20 protein-coding genes are annotated in these 20,212 nt (G+C 38.9%); 12 read left to right on the top strand and 8 right to left on the bottom strand.

What is annotated here, in order from left to right; genetic code table 11:
• Positions 1-3 precede the first annotated feature (3 nt).
• The gene (locus tag ACESQI_RS15140; protein WP_373126503.1) at positions 4-1,542 is read left to right on the top strand and encodes a TldD/PmbA family protein; all 1,539 of its coding nucleotides are present in this window, start codon (positions 4-6) and stop codon (positions 1,540-1,542) included.
• 112 nt (positions 1,543-1,654) lie between these two features.
• The gene (locus ACESQI_RS15145; protein WP_373126504.1) at positions 1,655-2,974 is read left to right on the top strand and encodes a TldD/PmbA family protein; all 1,320 of its coding nucleotides are present in this window, start codon (positions 1,655-1,657) and stop codon (positions 2,972-2,974) included.
• A 355-nt stretch (positions 2,975-3,329) separates the two neighbouring features.
• Here ACESQI_RS15145 and ACESQI_RS15150 read toward each other — a convergent pair whose 3' ends face one another.
• From ACESQI_RS15150 to ACESQI_RS15165, 4 genes are read right to left on the bottom strand one after another with little or no spacing between them, the layout of a single operon-like run.
• Positions 3,330-4,343, bottom strand: a complete 1,014-nt coding sequence (locus tag ACESQI_RS15150) for a GNAT family N-acetyltransferase (RefSeq protein ID WP_373126506.1) — start codon at positions 4,341-4,343, stop codon at positions 3,330-3,332.
• 9 nt (positions 4,344-4,352) lie between these two features.
• Positions 4,353-5,270 (bottom strand): DUF2156 domain-containing protein, encoded by a 918-nt coding sequence (locus tag ACESQI_RS15155; protein ID WP_373126507.1) that lies wholly within the window; start codon positions 5,268-5,270, stop codon positions 4,353-4,355.
• A 54-nt stretch (positions 5,271-5,324) separates the two neighbouring features.
• Positions 5,325-6,020 carry an LrgB family protein gene (locus ACESQI_RS15160; RefSeq protein ID WP_195660524.1) on the bottom strand — a complete coding sequence of 232 codons (696 nt, stop codon included), beginning with the start codon at positions 6,018-6,020 and terminating at the stop codon, positions 5,325-5,327.
• On the bottom strand, positions 6,017-6,355 hold the full coding sequence (locus tag ACESQI_RS15165) for a CidA/LrgA family protein (protein WP_002558953.1): 339 nt from the start codon (positions 6,353-6,355) through the stop codon (positions 6,017-6,019). The genes ACESQI_RS15160 and ACESQI_RS15165 overlap by 4 nt, the downstream gene beginning before the upstream one ends.
• A 207-nt stretch (positions 6,356-6,562) precedes the next feature.
• Here ACESQI_RS15165 and ACESQI_RS15170 point away from each other — a divergent pair, with 207 nt between their 5' ends.
• The 7 genes from ACESQI_RS15170 (at position 6,563) to radC (ending at position 13,819) form a co-directional block, all read left to right on the top strand.
• A complete protein-coding gene (locus tag ACESQI_RS15170; RefSeq protein WP_002558954.1) occupies positions 6,563-7,246 on the top strand; it encodes a hypothetical protein in 684 nt (227 codons plus the stop codon).
• A 30-nt stretch (positions 7,247-7,276) separates the two neighbouring features.
• The gene (locus ACESQI_RS15175; protein ID WP_002558955.1) at positions 7,277-8,074 is read left to right on the top strand and encodes a DUF4384 domain-containing protein; all 798 of its coding nucleotides are present in this window, start codon (positions 7,277-7,279) and stop codon (positions 8,072-8,074) included.
• A 39-nt stretch (positions 8,075-8,113) separates the two neighbouring features.
• Positions 8,114-9,664, top strand: coding sequence for a hypothetical protein (locus tag ACESQI_RS15180; protein WP_373126510.1), 1,551 nt, complete (start codon positions 8,114-8,116; stop codon positions 9,662-9,664).
• Between the two features lie 133 nt (positions 9,665-9,797).
• Positions 9,798-10,817 (top strand): phosphate acetyltransferase, encoded by a 1,020-nt coding sequence (gene pta / locus ACESQI_RS15185; protein WP_002558957.1) that lies wholly within the window; start codon positions 9,798-9,800, stop codon positions 10,815-10,817.
• A gap of 19 nt (positions 10,818-10,836) precedes the next feature.
• Positions 10,837-12,033, top strand: coding sequence for an acetate kinase (locus ACESQI_RS15190; RefSeq protein ID WP_373126512.1), 1,197 nt, complete (start codon positions 10,837-10,839; stop codon positions 12,031-12,033).
• 104 nt (positions 12,034-12,137) lie between these two features.
• A complete protein-coding gene (locus tag ACESQI_RS15195) occupies positions 12,138-13,127 on the top strand; it encodes a glycosyltransferase family 2 protein (protein ID WP_002558959.1) in 990 nt (329 codons plus the stop codon).
• On the top strand, positions 13,124-13,819 hold the full coding sequence (gene radC, locus ACESQI_RS15200; RefSeq protein WP_002558960.1) for a DNA repair protein RadC: 696 nt from the start codon (positions 13,124-13,126) through the stop codon (positions 13,817-13,819). Before ACESQI_RS15195 ends, radC begins: the two co-directional genes overlap by 4 nt.
• A gap of 50 nt (positions 13,820-13,869) precedes the next feature.
• Here radC and ACESQI_RS15205 read toward each other — a convergent pair whose 3' ends face one another.
• From ACESQI_RS15205 to ACESQI_RS15220, 4 genes are all read right to left on the bottom strand, one after another.
• The gene (locus ACESQI_RS15205) at positions 13,870-14,313 is read right to left on the bottom strand and encodes a hypothetical protein (protein WP_002558961.1); all 444 of its coding nucleotides are present in this window, start codon (positions 14,311-14,313) and stop codon (positions 13,870-13,872) included.
• A gap of 237 nt (positions 14,314-14,550) precedes the next feature.
• Positions 14,551-16,176 (bottom strand): hypothetical protein, encoded by a 1,626-nt coding sequence (locus tag ACESQI_RS15210; RefSeq protein WP_002558962.1) that lies wholly within the window; start codon positions 16,174-16,176, stop codon positions 14,551-14,553.
• A 54-nt stretch (positions 16,177-16,230) separates the two neighbouring features.
• Positions 16,231-16,605 carry a DUF3244 domain-containing protein gene (locus ACESQI_RS15215; protein WP_002558963.1) on the bottom strand — a complete coding sequence of 125 codons (375 nt, stop codon included), beginning with the start codon at positions 16,603-16,605 and terminating at the stop codon, positions 16,231-16,233.
• Positions 16,606-16,772: 167 nt separating this feature from the next.
• A complete protein-coding gene (locus ACESQI_RS15220; protein WP_373126515.1) occupies positions 16,773-18,287 on the bottom strand; it encodes a tetratricopeptide repeat protein in 1,515 nt (504 codons plus the stop codon).
• A 270-nt stretch (positions 18,288-18,557) separates the two neighbouring features.
• Here ACESQI_RS15220 and ACESQI_RS15225 point away from each other — a divergent pair, with 270 nt between their 5' ends.
• The 3 genes from ACESQI_RS15225 to ACESQI_RS15235 all read left to right on the top strand — a co-directional run bounded on the left by ACESQI_RS15225 (position 18,558) and on the right by ACESQI_RS15235 (position 20,156).
• On the top strand, positions 18,558-18,869 hold the full coding sequence (locus ACESQI_RS15225) for an iron-sulfur cluster assembly protein (RefSeq protein WP_002558965.1): 312 nt from the start codon (positions 18,558-18,560) through the stop codon (positions 18,867-18,869).
• Positions 18,870-18,902: 33 nt separating this feature from the next.
• Positions 18,903-19,667 (top strand): UDP-2,3-diacylglucosamine diphosphatase, encoded by a 765-nt coding sequence (locus ACESQI_RS15230; protein WP_002558966.1) that lies wholly within the window; start codon positions 18,903-18,905, stop codon positions 19,665-19,667.
• Positions 19,668-19,913: 246 nt separating this feature from the next.
• On the top strand, positions 19,914-20,156 hold the full coding sequence (locus tag ACESQI_RS15235) for a winged helix-turn-helix domain-containing protein (protein WP_002558967.1): 243 nt from the start codon (positions 19,914-19,916) through the stop codon (positions 20,154-20,156).
• The last annotated feature ends 56 nt before the right edge of the window (positions 20,157-20,212 follow it).

A 20,212-nucleotide genomic window follows, 5' to 3' on the forward strand; every position in this document is an offset into this window, starting at 1 on the left:
ATTATGGACAGACGAAATTTTATAAGAACAGGAGGTATGGCATTATTAGGTTCGTTGGCTGCAGGCTCAGCGTTGGCTATTCCTTCGGTGAAGGGAGCTTTGGGAGGAGCTGACCAGAAGGCGGCGCTTTCGCAGGCAATGAATCATTTTGGTGTGGGCGAAGAAGATATGAAGAAAGTATTGGCAACAGCCCTTGAAAAAGGAGGAGATTATGCTGATCTCTTTTTTGAACATACCTTCACCAATGTAATCAGTTTGAAAGACGGGGCGGTGAATAGCTGTAATTCCTATATAGATTTTGGTATGGGGGTGCGTGTGCTGGCAGGCGATCAGACCGGTTATGCCTATGTGGAAAATGTGACGCTTGACGATATGTTGAATGCTGCACGTACGGCTGCACGTATTGCATCCGGCAAGAAGAAATCCGGTCCTGTACGTCTGGTAGAAAAGACATTGAAGAGAAACTACTATCCGATCACTACTCCTTGGGAGGAGATCAGTTTGAAAGATAAGATGCCTTATCTTCAAAAGCTGAATGACAAAATATTTGCACTGGATAAACGTGTGTCCAAAGTAATGGCCAATCAAAGTGATTCGACATCGCATATTCTTTTCTGTAACAGTGAAGGCGTGATGTATTATGATTATCGGCCTATGGTGACACTTGGCGCTGTCTGCATTATGGAGGAAAACGGAAAGACGGAAAATAGTTATGCTGCCCGCGCCTATCGTAAAGGGTTTGAGTTTCTGTCTGATGACCTGGTTGAGATTTTGGCACGTGAAGCCGTGGACAATACAGCCATTCTTTTTAAAGCCATCAAGCCTAAAGGTGGAGAGATGCCTGTGGTGATGGGAGCGGGAGGTTCCGGTATCCTGTTGCACGAGGCTATCGGACATGCGTTTGAAGCAGATTTCAATCGTAAGAATGTCTCTATTTTCTCCGATCAGCTGAATAAGAAAGTGTGCAATGAACATATTTCTGTAATAGATGATGGCACTATTCCTTTCAACCGTGGATCTGTAAACTTCGATGATGAGGGAGTGGAAGGACAGAAAACATATCTCGTTAAAGAGGGAGTTTTAACCAGTTATATGCACGACCGTATCAGTGCCAAACATTATGGTATTGCTCCAACCGGAAACGGACGACGTGAGACTTTCCGGAATATGCCGATTCCTCGTATGCGTGCTACGTATATGGAGCCGGGCAATATGAAAGAGGAAGATATTATAGCTTCCGTAAAACAGGGCATTTTTGTCGATCAGTTTACAAACGGGCAGGTGCAGATTGGAGCAGGTGATTTTACCTTCTTTGTGAAATCGGGTTATCTGATTGAAGATGGAAAACTGACACAACCTATTAAAGATATCAATATCATCGGAAATGGTCCGAAAGCATTGGCAGATATTACTATGGTAGCTGATAATGATAAGATTGATAATGGTACCTGGACTTGCGGGAAGGATGGACAATCTTGTCCGGTGACTTGTGGTATGCCTTCGGCGTTGGTTAGTAAACTGACCGTTGGAGGAGAAAACTGAGAAAACAGTGAGAACTAAAAATTAGAAATTAAAAATTAAAGTTGAAACTTCGCGGAATGTGGTAAAGATATATGTTTAGTTCCCGACTTTCGACTCTCAACTTTCAACTCTTATGATTTCAGATAGCAATAAAAAACTGGCACAATGGGCAATGGATTATGCCTTGAAGAACGGTTGTCAGCAAGCAAAAGTGAATCTTTATGCCGGATCAAACTCTTCTTTTGAGTTGCGTGATGCCAAAATGGACCGTTTACAGCAGGCTTCGGAAAATGGCCTGACCATTTTCTTATATGTAGACGGACGCTATGGAACCTATTCTACCAATCGGCTGGATAAGAAAGAACTTGAAACATTTATAAAGAATGGCATTGACTCTACCCGTTATCTGGCAAAGGATGAGGCACGTGTATTGCCGGATGCTTCCCGCTATTATAAAGGAGGGAGCCCCGATTTGAAGTTGTTGGATGCAAAATTTTCTTCCATCCGTCCCGATGATAAAGTAGCATTGGCAAAAGCTGTTGCCGAAGAGGCACTGGGTAAAGATGACCGCATTATTTCTGTCAGCTCTTCTTATAGCGATGGAGATAATTTTGGATACCGGATCACCAGTAATGGTTTTGAAGGAGAAACAAAATCAAGTTGGTATTCTCTTTATGCCGAGGTTGCAATAAAGGGCGAAGGAGAGGCACGCCCTTCTGCTGGTTGGTATGAATCATCACTCTATTTTGATAAACTGGTGAAAGCAGGCGTCGGGCAGAAAGCCCTGGAACGCGTTCTGCGTAAGGTAGGACAAAGAAAAGCGAAATCCGGTAAATATACGATGGTGGTGGATCCAATGAATGTCAGTCAGCTACTAAGCCCCTTGGTAGATGCTCTTTATGGATCTTCTCTTCAGCAGAAAAATTCTTTCCTGCTGGATAAACTGAATGAAAAAGTACTGGCCGATAAGATGACATTAATAGACGAACCGCATCTGCAACAAGCATCCGGTGCCCGCTATTTTGATAGTGAAGGCGTAGCAACAGAGCGACGTCCGGTTTTTGAGAATGGAGTGTTGAAAACTTATTTTATTGATACCTATAATGCCAGAAAGATGGGAGTTTCTCCAACTATTAACTCACCCTCTATTCTGGTCATGCAAACGGGCTTAAAGGATCTCGACGGGCTGGTAGCCGGAGTGGATCATGGAATCCTTGTGACAGGTTTTAATGGGGGTAACTGTAACAGTTCTACAGGAGACTTTTCGTATGGTATCGAAGGGTTCCTTATTGAAAATGGGAAACTGACACAGCCTGTATCCGAAATGAATGTGACTGGTAATATGTTGACTCTCTGGTCGTCGTTGTCCGAAACAGGAAACGATCCGCGATTGTCTTCATCCTGGCGTATCCCGTCGCTGGTCTTTGAAGGTGTAGACTTTAGCGGACTCTAAATTAATCTTATACAAATCTTTCCGAAACACACTTGCATCCTGTACACTATTTCTTGGCATTTCAATGACAAAAGCTGAGAGGTGTGCAGGATGCTCTCTTTTATATGCTCACTACTATGTTCACTACTTTAAGTGTGTAAGTTAATACTTATCATGCAATCAGACTACCCTATTTCTGCTTGTCATAAATCAAATGGAAAGAATCAACAACATCCGGATGTTGTTGGTGAAAACATCCCCATGTTGTAAATCAAAACATCCGGGTGTTTTGCATAACAACATCCGGATGTTCTGTATCCTTAAATCTAAAGAAGAGTACGAAAGGATTAGTAGATAATGCTTTGCATGATAGTTGTTAATTCAGCATTAAACTCATATAAGGTTGCAATGGAGAGAGGAGCTTTTCGCATAGTTCCCCGATGGTCAATTGCCGGTGGCTACCTAACAACCGTTCTTTACTGAATTTACATTTTCCTTTGTAAAGGTAGTAGTAGCCATTGTTTATAGCCAATTGTTCGTCTGTTAGCTTTATGTTCATTTCAATTTCCGGATGCAAGGCCGCATGGAACTGTAAAATAGTTCTGGCATCAATGATACGTGCCATGCCGAGGGGATATTGTTCTTCGGCAGCCATAGGGGGAGTAATCATTGTAATAGCGTCGGTACCTGCTTCCTGCCGGATATGAAAGAGCAATGCTTTTTCAATTTCGCCGTTTTCTGTCAGCAATTCATTTATTTGTAATCCATTTCCATTCGGATAAACAACGGCTATGCCTGCTATCTGCTCCTGAACGGTAGCTATATAGAATGTGCCTTTACTGATAAGCAGATCTGCGAAAATTACTTTAAAGTCACTAAAAGTATGCTGAATACAGCAAGAGCGCTCAGACATTTTTTTGTCGAGGTATTGATATGCTTCTTCATTGGCATCTGCTAATTTCGTTATGAAGATATCCGGCACAGGACTTATGTCCCATTGTGATATTTTTTTTTCCGAATAACGAAATACAGGCACATACCCCATACGCGCATAATAATCAAACAACCAGGGCTCTGCAGGGATCAGTGTACTAAGAACAACGTGATTATACCTCATACGTGCAAATGCCTGTGAAAGTAACTCACGCATGACTCCGTTTCCCCGGAAATCGGGATGGGTACAAGCACCGGAGATATATGAGGTCTGGATTTGTTCGCCACAAAAAGTCATAGGATAGGGTATCATCTGAAGGGCAGAGACTACTTCTTTGCCACTTTCTATAGCGATATTTACTTCGTTATTATAACGCAGGCGAAAATACATATCGATGAACGCATCGCTATCGTCAAAACAAAGCTTCCATAAAGCTTTTATCTGTTGTTTGGTCATCTCTTTATCTTACCATTTAATCATTTCCAGGGGATGTTCTTTGAAGCACGCCATATACTTCTCCAGAATAGTAACGGGCTGGTAGGATAGTTTGGCTTTTCGCAGGCCTTCAATACCCAGATCCTCTTCGCGGTTAATGTAGATATATTGTTCGGGGATGTGATTGGCAAATTCATAGTTGATCATGGCATAAGCCCCGTCAATTGTTGTATCAGCTTTTTCTACATGTACACCGAAAGTCTCTTTGTTGATAGGCATCCCGAAAGTGAATGCAACGATCTTGCCGTCGACGTGAAGTATCCCACCTGTTAACCCTAATGCTTCGAAATGATTCAATGCATAAATCAGGGCACGACGTTCATTACCGGTACCTTCCTGTTGGTCACAGTTATTCACTTTACACCATTCGGCTTCCAGATCTAAACATTCCTGAATACGATCAGGAGTGATAGGGGTATATTCATAGTTGCTGTATGTATTCCGGAATTTATTGATGTGGTTTCGCTTTGACTGGAATTTTTTTCCTTTTAGCGTAGCCAGATCGGTGTGTAGATAAATATAATCGGCATAGTCTCTGTCGGCAGTAAATGTAAACTGTCCCGGCATAATCTCCTCGAGTTCTTCTCTCATACATGAACACACGCCTAACATACAGAACGGTTGCCCTTCCTGATTTGCGTCTTCAATGAGCATGTCCAGTACCTTTTTCAGATTTCCTTTTCCGACAGGCATCATATAGGCCAGTTCATCTCCAACCCAGAATTTGAATGCCAGGAAATCGTCAATGATGGCGAACTGGGTGTTATACAGAAATCTCCAACTGCAAAGGTTGGAAAAAGAAAGGTCGCAATTGCGGCGACTACTGTTCATCGTGTAAGATGTAATGGTATCCTTATCCTGGATAGTAATATCCTTAAAATCTATCATATAAAATTTATTTTGCTTTTCGCTTAATAATATAACAAATAGAGGACGTTTTTGTTAGAGAAGACCTAATAATCGGAGAATTGTTGGAGTTAATAATGCAGTAAATATTCCGTTTAATGTCAATCCCAGACTGGCATATGCTCCATATTTACTGCTGATATCCATCGCGGTAGAGGTTCCTACCGCATGAGCAGCGGTTCCCATGGATAACCCCTGGGCTATCGGACTACCTACATGCATCAGTTTCATTGTTTTGAATCCGAGTATAGCTCCCAGTAATCCGACACAGACTACTACTGCTGCTGTCAGCGAAGGAATACCTCCCAAGGTTTTGGTTACTTCCATGGCAATAGGAGTAGTTACGGATTTCGGAGCCAGAGAGAGGATAACTTCTTGTGAAGCTCCCATTAGTTTGGCTATCAGTACAACGGAAACAACCCCGACAAAACAGCCAGCCAACTGTGATAATAATATGGGTAGCAATTGTTTTTTGATTGTTTCCAACTGTAAATACAGAGGTACTCCCAGCGCTACTACTGCCGGTTTAAGCCAGAATTCAATCAGATGGCCGCCTTCATTGTAGGTTTCATAACTGATATGGGTTATTTTCAGAAAAATAATAAGGACGGCTATAGTGAGTAGGATAGGATTCAGCAAAAGAAATCCCGTTTTCTTTTGCAGTAACTTGGCAAAGAAGTAAATCCCGAAGGTGATAGCCAGCAGGAAGAATTCATTTTCTAAATAATTCATTTGATTTTACGTGTTAATTGGTGAACCCATCCGGTGACAACAAGCACCAGAATGGTACTGATAAGGGTTGCAACTACTATCGGCCAGAATTGTGCCTCAATAATGTCAAAATAGAGCATAAGGGCAACTCCTGGTGGAATAAAGAAGAATCCCAGATTAGCAACTAAGAAGTCGGACATACCTTGCACCCAATGCAACTTGATCCAACCCAATTTCAGAAACAGGGTGAGCAACAACATTCCTATGATGCTGGACGGGAGCTTAATTCCCGTGAGAAAAACAATCAATTCACCCAAAGCCAAACAGCCAAATAAAATGGCACACTGACGTATCATATTTTATACCTATTGAATTTGAAAACGGTGCAAAGTTATGAAATAAATAGGAGAGTTGTCACTGTTTTCCGTGAAGAAATTATTTTAACCATTCAATTGTATGAAAAAAAACAATGAAAAAAGGAATAGAAAGGAAAATATATATATTTTTGCAAATATCAATGTCCGATTTAAAAAACGAATATTAACTACTAAAACAAGACGAATATGAAGAAGAACTTACTAATCAGCGTTTTCACGGTTTTTGCCCTGATGTTATCTGTAAATACCTTTGCACAAGAAAAGGCTACCAAGAAAGACTACAAAACAATGGCAAAACAGGAGAAAGTTTTGAACAATGAACTGAAAAAAAAGGCACTTAAAGATGCACGTAAAGAAGCTAAGAAATTAACAAAAGAAGGGTTTAAAACTCCAATTGGAAAATTACCATTAGATAAGCAGATAGAGAATGCGTGGCAGAAGCAGGCAGAAATGACTCCGGACGGAACTCCGTTCTGGTACGTTGCTTCTTCAAGAGCTATTGGTGGTAATCAGTCTTCTGCTGTTTTGCAGGCAACCAATGCTGCCAAGATAGAACTTGCGGGGCAGATTCAAACAAAAGTGTCTCAGCTGATTGAGGCAAAAGTGGCCAATGATGATATGGGACAGGAAGAAGCTGCCAGTCTTTCAAGTGTAGTTGCTGCCAGTAAAAGTGTGATTTCGGCTACTTTGGGACGTATTACGCCATTGGTAGAAGTGTATAGAACGCTTGAAAACAAAAATGTAGAGGTGATGGTAACACTTGGGTATAGCCTGGAATCTGCGAATAAGGCTGCGATTAGTGCAGTACGTGCCGAGTTGGCAAAGAAGTCGGAAGACCTGGCCAAAGAACTGGATAAGTTAGGATATTAAAGATCGATTATTAAAAAGGGAAAGATTTGAATGAGAATAAATAGGCTACTCGGAGTTATAGCTATTTTATTGTTGATATCTGCCGGAAGCCTTTGTGCCCAGGACATTGTTAAGGTGAAAGGGGTACAGGGGCGTTGGCAGGTCAGTGAAGAGATCACTTTGAAGCAAGCTGAAGAGCGCGCTTTTATGGAAGCCAAGAAAGCTGCTTTACAGAAAGCTGGGGTGATGGAAAACGTCTGGTCGGTTTTCGGGCAGATAACTCAGAATGACGGGCAAGAGTTTCATGAGGCATACTCACAGATGAGTGTGCTTGCTATTGGGGGCATGATAAATGTTACCCATAAAAAAATAGAAGAGATATGGGACACAGATACCCGTAGCCTTTATAAAGTAGTGACGATTGATGCTACTGTGCAGAAGAATGCCAAACCTGATAATGCCTATGCACTTGAAGTGAAGGGGGTGGAAACCCTTTATAAGGAAGGGGATGCGTTTACTTGCCGGCTGACGGTGCATGGAACGGATTCTTATCTTAAATTTTTCTGGTTTGACAGTACGGGAGGAGCATTGCTGTATCCCAATACATACGAGGCAAACAATCTGCTCAAAGCAGGGCAGGAGTATAAGATTCCTTTCAGTAATGCGGTGGATTATCTTATGGAAAAACAGCCGGGTAAAGACAATGAGAAGATCAACATTATGATGGTAGCTACTAAAGAGAATATTCCTTTTACAGAAGTGGTTACTTATCAGAATGTGCTGAAATGGGTCTATTCAATCCCGGTCAACCAGCGTTGTGCTTTCTATGAGATGGTGTTGATTAAGTAAGATAATAATGAGTCGCTGGTTACTAAAAACAATACGCAGATGAATAAGATGAAGTGTATTTTTCCTTTTGTGATTGGGCTGTTGGCTGTTCCGGTGGCAATGGCGCAAGATGTTGACTTTGAAAAGGAATTTGATAGTTTTCAAAAGCAGCAACAGAAAGAGTTTAATGATTTTAAAAATAAGGCAGATGCCGACTTTGATACTTTTCTTAGAGAAGCGTGGACTAAGTTTGAGGCATTTGATGCTGTAGAAGCGCCGGTACGTCCTGAACCTGTCAAACAACCGGTATTTGATGGTAAACGGTCACAAGCACCCATTGAAATTAAACCGGCTCCTCCAAGAATACCGGGAATGGAAAGGCCTACTCTTGAAGGGAGACCGGTTGAGATAAAGAAACCCGCTTTACCATCTATTACGGATAAACCTGTACCAGGAGTGTATGTTCCGGGACGGCCCTATCTTCCCGTGAAAATAGATATTCCGGTGGTACCGGAATCAGAGACTCCTGTACGTCGTACGCCTGTTGATTTTTACGGTTCTTCCTTTAATGTGGCAACCGATGCAATCGAAAATCTTGCATTGGCTGGGAATCGGGAAGCAGATGTTGCCGATGCGTGGAGCCAGCTTTGTAAAGCGGATCATGAACAATTGATAAAGGACTGCATGACTCTGCGTGAAGAGAAGAAGATGAGTGACTGGGGATATTTGTTGTTTACTAAGAAGCTTGGCGAACAGCTTTATGGTGAACAGCAGAAAGATGATATTGCTTTTTTGCAAATGTTTATTCTGAATAAATCGGGGTATAAAGTACGCCTTTCCAAGATTAACGAAAGACTGAAACTGATGGTAGCACCTGCCGCAGCATTATATGGTATACCTTATATAATATTGGAGGGTACCAAGTATTATGTCTTTGATGCGGAAAAGCAGAATGGGCCGATGGGAGTTTATACCTATAAGCAGGATTTTGCGAATGCAAAGAATTATGTTTCTCTTTCTATCGATGCGGCGCCTGAGTTTAATATGGTTGAATATGCAGAAGCCATATCTCCTAAATCCGGTTCGGTGAAAGTGGAGACAGTGGTTAATAAGAACCTGATCGAATTTTATAAGAGCTATCCGCAGTGTGATGTGTCGGTATATTATCACACTCCTATGAGTGAAGAGTTAAAAGCAACTTTGTATCCTCCTCTGAAAGAAGCTATCAAAGGTAAATCTCAGCGAGAGGCTGCTAATATACTTATAGAGTTTGTGCAGACAGGCTTTGAATATCAGACCGATGGGGCACAGTTTGGTTATGAGAAACCTTTCTTCCTGGACGAAAACTTTTTTTATCCGGCTTGTGACTGTGAAGACCGTGCTATCTTGTATTCTACTTTAGTGAAAGATTTGTTAGGCTTAGATGCTATTTTACTCGATTATCCCAATCATATTGCTTCAGCAGTCCGTTTTACGGAGGAGATTCCCGGTGATTATGTGGTGCTGGACGATGGTGCCAAATACTTGATTTGTGATCCTACTTATATCGGTGCTTCTATCGGAATGTGTATGGAACAGTTTAAGGAAGTCTCTCCGCAAATCATTCGTTAGTGTTAAATATTATAATAATTGTATATTCGGGGCGTAAAAACGCCCCGTTTTGCAATGTAGATATTGCAAAATTGTGTACTTTTGCGGCGTGAATAACACCTACTACCGGAATTATACATAAAATTAAATATCTATGCTCAATTTAATTAACTCTATTGTTGCACGTGCGAAAGCGGATCGTCAACGCATTGTTCTTCCTGAAGGTACAGAAGAACGTACTCTGAAAGCTGCCAATCAGATTTTGACAGATGAAGTTGCTGACCTTATTCTTCTGGGTAATCCGGATGAAATTCATGAGGCTGCTGCTAAGTGGGGATTGGGAAATATCAGTAAGGCCACTATTATTGACCCGGAAAATCATGCGAAACAAGAAGAATATGCGCAATTGTTGTGTGAGCTTCGGAAGAAAAAAGGCATGACTATTGAAGAAGCCCGTAAATTGGTACTCAATCCATTGTATCTGGGATGTCTTATCATTAAAAACGGAGATGCTGATGGTCAGTTGGCCGGTGCACGTAATACAACAGGTGATGTGCTTCGTCCTGCTCTTCAGATTATTAAAACAAGCCCGGGTATCACTACTGTGTCTGGTGCAATGCTGATGTTGACACATGCACCTGAGTGTGGACAAAATGGTCTGCTTGTAATGGGAGACGTTGCTGTAACTCCGGTTCCCGATGCTGCTCAGCTGGCTCAGATTGCAGTTTGTACAGCTCGTACAGCACAGGCTGTTGCAGGAATTGAAGATCCGAAGGTAGCTATGTTAAGCTTTTCAACCAAAGGTTCTGCAAAGCATGAGGTAGTAGACAAAGTGGTAGAAGCAACAAGATTGGCCAAAGAAATGGCTCCTGAGTTAAATATTGATGGTGAAATGCAGGCAGATGCCGCTTTGGTTCCTTCAGTGGGTGCAAGTAAAGCACCGGGATCTCCGGTTGCAGGTGAAGCTAATGTGCTGATAGTACCGAGTCTCGAAGTCGGTAATATTTCTTATAAACTGGTTCAGCGCTTGGGCCATGCCGATGCAGTAGGACCGATTCTTCAGGGTATTGCTCGTCCGGTGAATGATCTTTCACGCGGTTGTTCTATCGAAGACGTTTACAGAATGATTGCTATTACTGCTAATCAGGCTATTGCTGCCAAGAAGGCGAAATAATTTTAAAATCGAAATCAAAATGAAAATATTAGTATTGAACTGTGGAAGTTCATCCATTAAATACAAGCTGTTCGACATGGACAGCAAAGAAGTGATTGCACAAGGTGGTATCGAAAAGATAGGTTTGAAAGGTTCATTCCTGAAACTTACTTTGCCGAACGGAGAGAAGAAGGTACTTGAAAAAGATATTCCCGAACATACAGTAGGAGTAGAATTCATTCTTAATACTTTGGTTAGCCCGGAATATGGTGCGATTAAGTCTTTGGATGAAATTGATGCGGTAGGTCATCGTATGGTACATGGAGGTGAACGTTTCAGCAAATCTGTATTGCTGGACAAAGAGGTATTGGAAGCTTTTGTGGCTTGCAATGATTTGGCTCCGCTTCACAATCCTGCTAATCTGAAAGGTGTAAATGCTGTCTCAGCTATCCTTCCTAATATTCCTCAGGTGGGTGTATTTGATACGGCTTTCCATCAGACAATGCCGGATTATGCATATCTTTATGCTGTGCCTTACGAACTGTATGAGAAATACGGTGTGCGTCGTTATGGCTTCCATGGAACTTCTCATCGTTATGTTTCACAGCGTGTATGTGAATACTTGGGTATTAAAGCAGAGGGCTTGAGACTCATTACCTGCCATATCGGTAACGGCGGTTCTATTGCTGCTATCAAAGATGGCAAATGTATCGATACTACGATGGGACTTACTCCATTGGAGGGTTTGATGATGGGGACACGTAGTGGTGACATTGATGCCGGTGCAGTGACTTTCATTATGGATAAAGAAGGCTTGACTACGACAGGTGTTTCTAATCTGCTCAACAAGAAGAGCGGAGTACTCGGTATCTCTGGTGTATCAAGTGATATGCGTGAATTGGAAGTTGCCGTAGCTGAAGGAAACCCGAAAGCAATTCTGGCAGAGAATATGTATTTCTATCGCATTAAGAAATACATTGGTGCATATGCTGCTGCTTTGGGTGGTGTAGATGTTATTCTTTTCACAGGTGGTGTGGGTGAAAACCAGGCAAGTTGCCGTGCCGGTGTATGCGAAGGACTCGAATTCATGGGCGTGAAGATAGATGCCGAAAAGAATAAAGTGCGTGGTGAAGAAGCTATCATCTCTTCAGATGATTCAAAGGTAAAGGTAGTAGTTATTCCTACGGATGAAGAGTTACTGATTGCATCAGACACAATGACTGTTGTGAGTAAATAATCTGTAAAACAGATAATATACAGACCGGGGCTATCCTAATTAGGAGTAGCCCCGTTTTTATTAAAATAATGATGTATCTTTGCAATATAGATAAAACAATAACTATGAGATACTCCGTTATCATACCCGTATACAATCGTCCCGATGAGGTCGATGAACTGTTGCAAAGTCTTACAGATCAAAGTTTCAAAGATTTTGAGGTGATAGTAGTAGAAGATGGGTCTACCATACCATGTCTGGAAGTGACTGAGAAATATAAGGCTGTCCTTGATTTGAAATATTACCAAAAAACGAATTCCGGTCCGGGGCAAACCCGTAACTATGGGGCAGAACGAAGTCAGGGTGAGTATCTGATAATATTAGATTCTGATTGTATTCTTCCTGAAGGGTATCTCGATGCAATAGAAACGGAATTGAAGACTGCTCCGGCAGACGCTTTCGGAGGTCCCGATCGTGCTCATGACTCCTTTACGAATATTCAGAAAGCGATTAACTATTCCATGACTTCTTTCTTTACTACCGGAGGCATTCGCGGCGGGAAAAAGAAGATGGACAAGTTCTATCCGCGCAGCTTTAATATGGGAGTGAGACGGGAGGTATACCAGGCTTTAGGTGGCTTTTCTAAAATGCGGTTTGGTGAGGATATTGATTTTAGTATCCGTATCTTTAAAGAAGGATACCGTTGCAGACTCTTTCCGGGTGCCTGGGTATATCATAAGCGGCGTACGGATTTGAGGAAATTCTTCAAGCAAGTACATAATTCGGGTATTGCCCGTATCAATCTTTATAAAAAATATCCGGAATCATTGAAACTGGTACATTTGCTTCCTGCTGTGTTTACGTTGGGAGTAGTAATACTGCTTATTGGTACTCCGTTTTGCCTATTTAGTCTGCTGCCTATTGTTCTTTATGCTTTATTGGTCTGTATGGATTCTACTGTTCAGAACCGTAGTTTCCGTATTGGCATTTATTCGGTTGCCGCCTCCTTTATACAGCTCATTGGCTATGGGAGCGGCTTTTGGAGAGCCTGGTGGCAGCGTTGTATCTTGAAACGTGGTGAGTTCGAAGCATTTCGGAAAAACTTCTATAAATGAAAGAGTCGCAAAAACTTACTATTTGTCAGTGGGCCAAAGAAGACCGTCCACGTGAAAAGATGATGGTGAAAGGAGCTGATGCACTGAGTGATGCTGAGTTATTGGCTATCCTTATCGGATCGGGAAATACAGAAGAGAGTGCTGTTGAACTGATGCGGCGGATACTTGTTTCCTGCCACAACGATTTGAATGAACTTGCTCGTTGGGAAGTGCGTGATTATTCTCGTTTTAAAGGATTTGGACCGGCCAAAAGTATTACTGTTATGGCTGCTCTGGAACTTGGCAAACGGCGCAGGTTACAGGAAATAAAAGAACGGGCCGTGATTCGTTGTTCTAAAGATATCTATGAGGTATTTCATCCGTTGATGTGCGATCTTGCGCTTGAGGAGTTCTGGGTATTGCTGATAAATCAGGGAAACAAAGTAATTAGTTCTGTCCGGATTAGTACAGGAGGTATCGCCGGAACGTTTGTGGATGTGCGGTCTATTCTTCGGGAAGCATTGTTGCAACGTGCTACCCAGATTGCCGTAGTTCATAACCACCCATCGGGCAATATTCATCCCAGCCAGGAAGACCAGGTGCTGACACAGCGAATATTCAATGCTGCCAAATCCATAGATATTAAATTGATAGACCATGTGATTGTTTGTGATGGCAAATACTATAGTTTCGCAGATGAGGGGCTGATATAAAAAGTAACAGAAATATATGGGATGGATAGATTTCTTTTTTATATCAGTCGCTATTCAAAGGTTGACTTGAAAAAGCTAAAGGTGTGTTCTTTTGCAAAAACATACTTTTCAAAATACATAAACGCTCTTAATTTTGTATGCCTGCTTTCGACTGCTAATGAGAATTTCATATTTAAATGATCTTTAAAATCAATAACCGCTAATCCATTTTTGTCTGCGATATCCGTTTTGTCTGGTCCAATAATTTTATCATCAGAATAATATACGCCATCTGCATCATACCTCATGGCAGTGAAATCCTCCATTTGGCGATTAAAATATATATATATTTTAGAACCTTCATCCGGATATGACTCTGACCATTTAGTATATTCCACTTTTATATTCATTTCATAATTCTCTTCTATAATCTCTTTTTCGTCATCCTTGCTACATGATAAAAAGAGAAAAAGTGAAATTAGAATATAACCTAATAGCTTTATTGTTGCATTCATAATCGTTTATTTTATAATGAAATTTCAAAAAAAGTATCTACATTCAATTCTTATATGAAAAAGTGTTCTATTTTAGTATCTTTCCTTACGATAAGGAGAGAAGATTTTTAATTTTTTATAGAAAAGTGAAAGATAAGCATGAATATGGGATTATGAGGGTGTGTATTCTATGTTTCTACGCAAAAACAAAGTTTTTCTTGCGTAGAAACATAGAATACACACCCTCAATAATTTAGATTAGTATTGTGGTAAAGGAAGGATTCCCAATTTATAATATCCAGAATTATATCTAGGATTTAATACGGGTCCGTAAGAGTCAGTGGTTTTCCTTACTCCATTTTGATCGTACTCGACAAGGGAATTAATAATTTCCATTTCGTCTTTTACTACAATGTCATCTCCAAAATTGATTATGACATCTCCTAGTTGATCGCTATTCAAATATGTTGTTACTACAGTAGAAACTTTTAGCGTTGTGGATGTAGAAACTTTAGCACCTACTTTGACTATATCTTTAAAGCCTGCATTAAATTCAAAATTTGTAGCAAATGTACTTGTTGTTTCTGATGTTTTCATAGATGTCTCTTGATTATCTTTTTCTTCAATAGATATTTTAATAGATGTAGAATAGTTTTCTATATTCCAATCGAAAATAGGTATTGGAGTAGGTAAATAATACTTTTTCATCTTATTAATTCCCACTACCTTTGCAGGTCTCCGTCCGTTTCGTTCTATGGCTAGATCAAACAAATGCAGTGGGTGGATAGATACTGCTTTAATAATTTCATTAGAACTCAGTTGTTTGTTGCTAATATAAGTTTTTACTAAAAACTCAAAGTTTCCTCCATACCAAAAACCGGCTTGTGTTCTATGGTAGTCTTCACTTCTTGATTTTGGCTTCGGCCTAGACGATCCTGATCCCGGTCTCAATGACTCTGTTTCAGAATAGTGAGGGTCTCCTTCCTGATCTGCTATTAGTCTAAACATATTATTGGGATCTCCTAATAATTCAAGAGAATAGATGCACTCAGAAATGTTTTTTTGGAATACGCCTTTTCCGTCTTTTTTTGAAATATTATAGTAAATGTAATCTCTTTGCCAAATATCATTTTGATCAGAAAACTTTTTAGCGTCATAAATTTTTTTGAAAAGATCGGGAATTGTTGTTGTAGATGTTCTGGTTTTAATTTGTGGTGATGTAACGTTATCAAATTCATCGAATTCAAACACAAAATTGATTCCATTCTCAGCATGTAGTACTGTTGACGAATTTGAATTTCGAGTCCCTTTTTGCAAAACAATTCTTTCTGATGGCTTTATTACTACAATAGGGAATACTGGAATTTCATCTTCCTCAAAAGTATTAACTATTCCTGCACTATTCACGTATGATATTGTATTATCCTCGTTTTTATATGCAACAAAAGGTATTTCCTGTTTAATATCCCATTTTTCTGCAGAAAAGGATTCTTCAGGAAGAGAAGGTACGAATATAGTCAAAGTTGGAATTTCTTGTATTAGAATAAGGAGGTTTTCTTTATTCATATATTTTAATAAAAGTTCTTCCAATGTTTTATTATTTCCTATTTTTTTATCTTTGACTAACATGTATAAAACATCGTAATCATAATCAAACTGCTTTAAAGCTTCCTTTTTTATAAGTTCTCTCACATCTTTACTTTCAGCAAAGACCTTAGCTAAAGCCAATGAAAATTCACTTCTTAGATTAACCTCTTTTTTGAGTTCATTATTATTGTCTTCGACTGATAACGAATAGTCTATTGTATCAAATCTGTCATTGTAACATGATACAATCATTAGTAGAATCAACAATGTTGATAATTTTTTTAAGTTGCTTTTCATGATGTTTTTTTTAAAGTTAAATTTTTATATTTAAGGCTGTGTGAAAAAATGCTATTATTTTTGTATTACAAAGGTTCCATATAATAACATGGATTCTAAATCAATCTCTATGTTATATTCTGCTGGAATCAAATTGCTTATGTTAATATATGTAGTTCCGGCGGTTGTCAATGTCTCCATAATTTTGCCAGTGTTTACATCTTTGATTCTTACAGTGTAGAACAACTCATCCGATAAAGAAGGATCTTGCTCTATACTTATAAGGGGGGTGTTTAAAAAGACTTGAAATGGTTGCTCAATAACAGAGCGATGATCTTTTCTGAGATGATGTTTTAACTCAATCCTTATTCCTTTGTTTAGGGTCTCTCCTAATACTATTCCTGAAATAGCCAGAGTAATGAAAAATAATAATAAAAATTTAGTTTTCATAAGTTTATATTTTACGGGGTTAATTTTTGGGTAAAGGACTAAATTTTGCCGGAAAAAGCATATTTTTTTTGGTAACAATTAGGTCATAATTGTCTTATCTGCGAATGTATTAAGGTAATAGAAAAGTAATATAGAAATTTTTAGAAGTCTAATATGCAGTCTGGCAGTTATTTATCGGCATCAAAGATAAATAAATATAGTTCTTTACTCATTTTGTTTTTTAATCGATTTTTTCGGGACTTTAAGGCATTTGTATTGGTTCCAGTGCAAATTATAATGATTGAATTGGGATATCCTAATAGGTATAAGATGCAATATAATAAATCTTCTCTAGTCAATTCAGGACATTGTGCTTTCAGATCTGACATTGTATCTGAGAAAATCTGATAAATGCAATCCCATAGAAGTTCACGTTCTCCTGAGGTGAAGACTTTTTCTTCAATTCTTCTTTTTTGTTTTAGTTCTTGTATGATTTTGCAATAGGGAGTCTTTTGAAATAATTGGATACTATAATAAAATTTCTCTTTTTGTAATTGTTTTAGAATATTTTGTTTGTTCTCTTTCTCTTGTATAGAGTTTGGTGAATGGTTCACATCCATGTTATTCAGTTCCTCCTGCATCTTCATTATCTCTCCTCTTTTTTTCATTAAAGATTTCTGTAAGCCGATATATTCTTGTTTCCGATACCTATCGATCATCAAGAAAATGAATAAAATTGAAATAATTATGAGAATAGAAAAGGAAATAGAGATTCTGGTTTGACGTTTCTGTTTTTCGGAAATTTCTTTTTTGTATCTTTCTATTGTATAGCTGTTTATTAACTTTGCAATTTCTTCTTTGTTCTTTCCTTCTCGAAGGGAATCATATAAGGTTGTGTATGTATCAATGTATTGTGTTGCTTCTTTATATTTTCCACATTTTTTTTCAAGTTCATATAATGAGAAATGTCTGGAAGCTCGTAGAAAAGGATCTTCTTTAGTACTGCTAAGCGATAGATAGTAACGAGCTGAATCATATTGCCCCAGTTGGATTAAGATATCGCCAAGTAAAATGTACTTGTTGGTTATTTCATTCTCATTATTTTCATTATTATTGTGAATAGATTTTAGAACTGTGTGATAGGCTTCTGAATATTTCTTCTGATTGTAATAAATATGTGCAAGGTTACTAATTCCAATAGATATCCAGGATGAGTCACCGAGTGCACGTGATTTTTCTATGATTTCATTGTAATAATAAGCTGCGCTATCCCATTGATGTTGATACATAAATACTTCTCCAATTCCTTGTAAAGAGAAAAGTATATTCTTTTCTTCATTGTGGTTGATGTTTGTTTTGTAAGAAATACGATACATCTCCATCGCTTTGTCATAGAAACCTTGGCTGCGATAACAATCTGCCAAGTTTTCATAAATCATAGTTTTCATTTCTGAATAACTGTTTGGAGAGGGAGATACATTCAATGCTTTTAAATAAGCGTCTATTGCTCCAACAATATCTCCCATATCATCGTAGACACATCCTAAATAATAATAGGCTTTCACTTTTTGTTCTTTATTATTTCTGTTTTTATAATAGTCTACCGCTATCTGGATTAAGGAGTCGTTGGTGTGTGGTATCCAATTTTTATGTTCAGCTTGTGTTAAAAGTAGAGCAAATCTGGCTCTGCTCTCTACTTCCATTTTTTGAGGTCTCTTGATTGAACTAAGTAGAGATAATGCACTGTCTGGACGTGTGTGTATGATCGAGTCTGCTTGTGACAATAGAGTAAGGTATTTATTATCTTGCTGGCAGGCCACTAACAAAAACAAGAGAAGTAGTCCTTCAATAAGCGAGTATTTAGACGGTTTGTACTTCATAATTAACAAAAGTACATAAAAAGAGGGACACTATAAACCTTTCTATATAGAAAAGCATTATTTTTGTGTAAGTAATCAATAAAACTCTCAACTATGACAAAGTTTGAAATAGAAGAAAAAATAGTAGACATGCTCAAGACTGTATTTGATCCGGAAATTCCGGTCAATATATATGATTTGGGACTTATTTATAAAATAGACGTATCTGAAACTGGTGAAGTGGTTATTGACATGACACTGACTGCACCTAACTGTCCGGCAGCCGATTTTATTATGGAAGATGTCCGGCAGCGGGTAGAATCGATAGAAGGAGTAACCTCAACTACCATCAATCTGGTTTTTGAACCGGAATGGGATAAGGATATGATGAGTGAAGAAGCAAAACTGGAATTGGGATTTCTTTAGTATAAAAACACTGAATATAAATACATCTACTTTATGAAAAACGTTTATTTCCTTTCTGATGCTCATTTGGGCTCTCGTGCTATCGAGCACGGTCGTACACAGGAGCGACGGTTAGTGAATTTCCTGGATAGTATCAAGCATAAGGCTGCTGCTATCTATTTGTTGGGAGATATGTTTGACTTCTGGTATGAGTTTAAACTGGTTGTTCCCAAAGGATATACTCGTTTTTTGGGAAAGCTCTCGGAATTGACAGATATGGGAGTGGAAGTGCATTTCTTTACTGGTAATCACGATATCTGGTGTGGAGATTATCTGACTAAGGAGTGTGGGGCTATTATTCACCGAAAACCACTGACCACTGAAATCTATGGAAAGGAGTTTTATCTTGCTCATGGAGATGGCTTGGGAGATCCGGATAAAAAGTTTAAGTTCTTGCGTGCCATGTTTCATAATGAGACATTACAGTTTCTTTTCTCGATGATTCATCCGAGGTGGAGTATCGACTTGGGGTTAACCTGGGCAAAGCATAGCCGGATGAAGCGTGAGGATGGGAAAGAACCTGATTATATGGGTGAAGATAAGGAACATCTGGTACTTTATACAAAAGAATATCTCAAAAGTCACCCCAATATTAATTATTTTATTTATGGACACCGGCATATAGAACTTGACCTGATGCTTAGTGCTACCGCTCGTATACTGATTTTAGGGGATTGGATTAATTACTTCTCGTATGCTGTATTTGATGGTGAGAATCTGTTTCTGGAAAATTATATTGAGGGGGAAACACAATTATAATGCTTCGTTTATTTTTCTTTTAGTTACGTTTTTATAGATAAAAGGATATAGCATTCAATTTATAAAAAGCTTTGTTTTCTTATGAATTAAACAAAAATAGGGCTTAAAAGTTTGATTTTATAATTTAAAATGGTGTATTTGCTTTAAATAAGGGAGGTTCTGTTCAAATAAATCGGAGATGATTTATTTGTCATTTATAGATTCTGCGATAGAATAATATATTGTTTAACTTAAAAACGGAGAACTATGAACGAGCAAGATTTTAATAGTGCGTTGACTAAGATTGGGCGCATATTGAGGGAAACCCGTGAGATTAACACCCGAGAGTTGTTTAGTAAGCTGTCTTCCGCTCACATGAGAATTGATCGGGAAAGTTTCGCGTTTATTTTAGGATGGCTGGCAAGAGATAAAAAAATAAGCGTTGAACTTAGAGGAGACAATATGGTCATATCTGAACAAAGTAGTAGATATGAATTTTCTTTTGGATAATATAATGTGTTATACCTTATCAGTGTATAAAAAACAAAAGTCCTCTAACTTTGAAC

The organism is Bacteroides sp. HPS0048 (genome assembly GCF_964240755.1).
In the GTDB taxonomy this organism is placed as follows: domain Bacteria; phylum Bacteroidota; class Bacteroidia; order Bacteroidales; family Bacteroidaceae; genus Bacteroides; species Bacteroides nordii.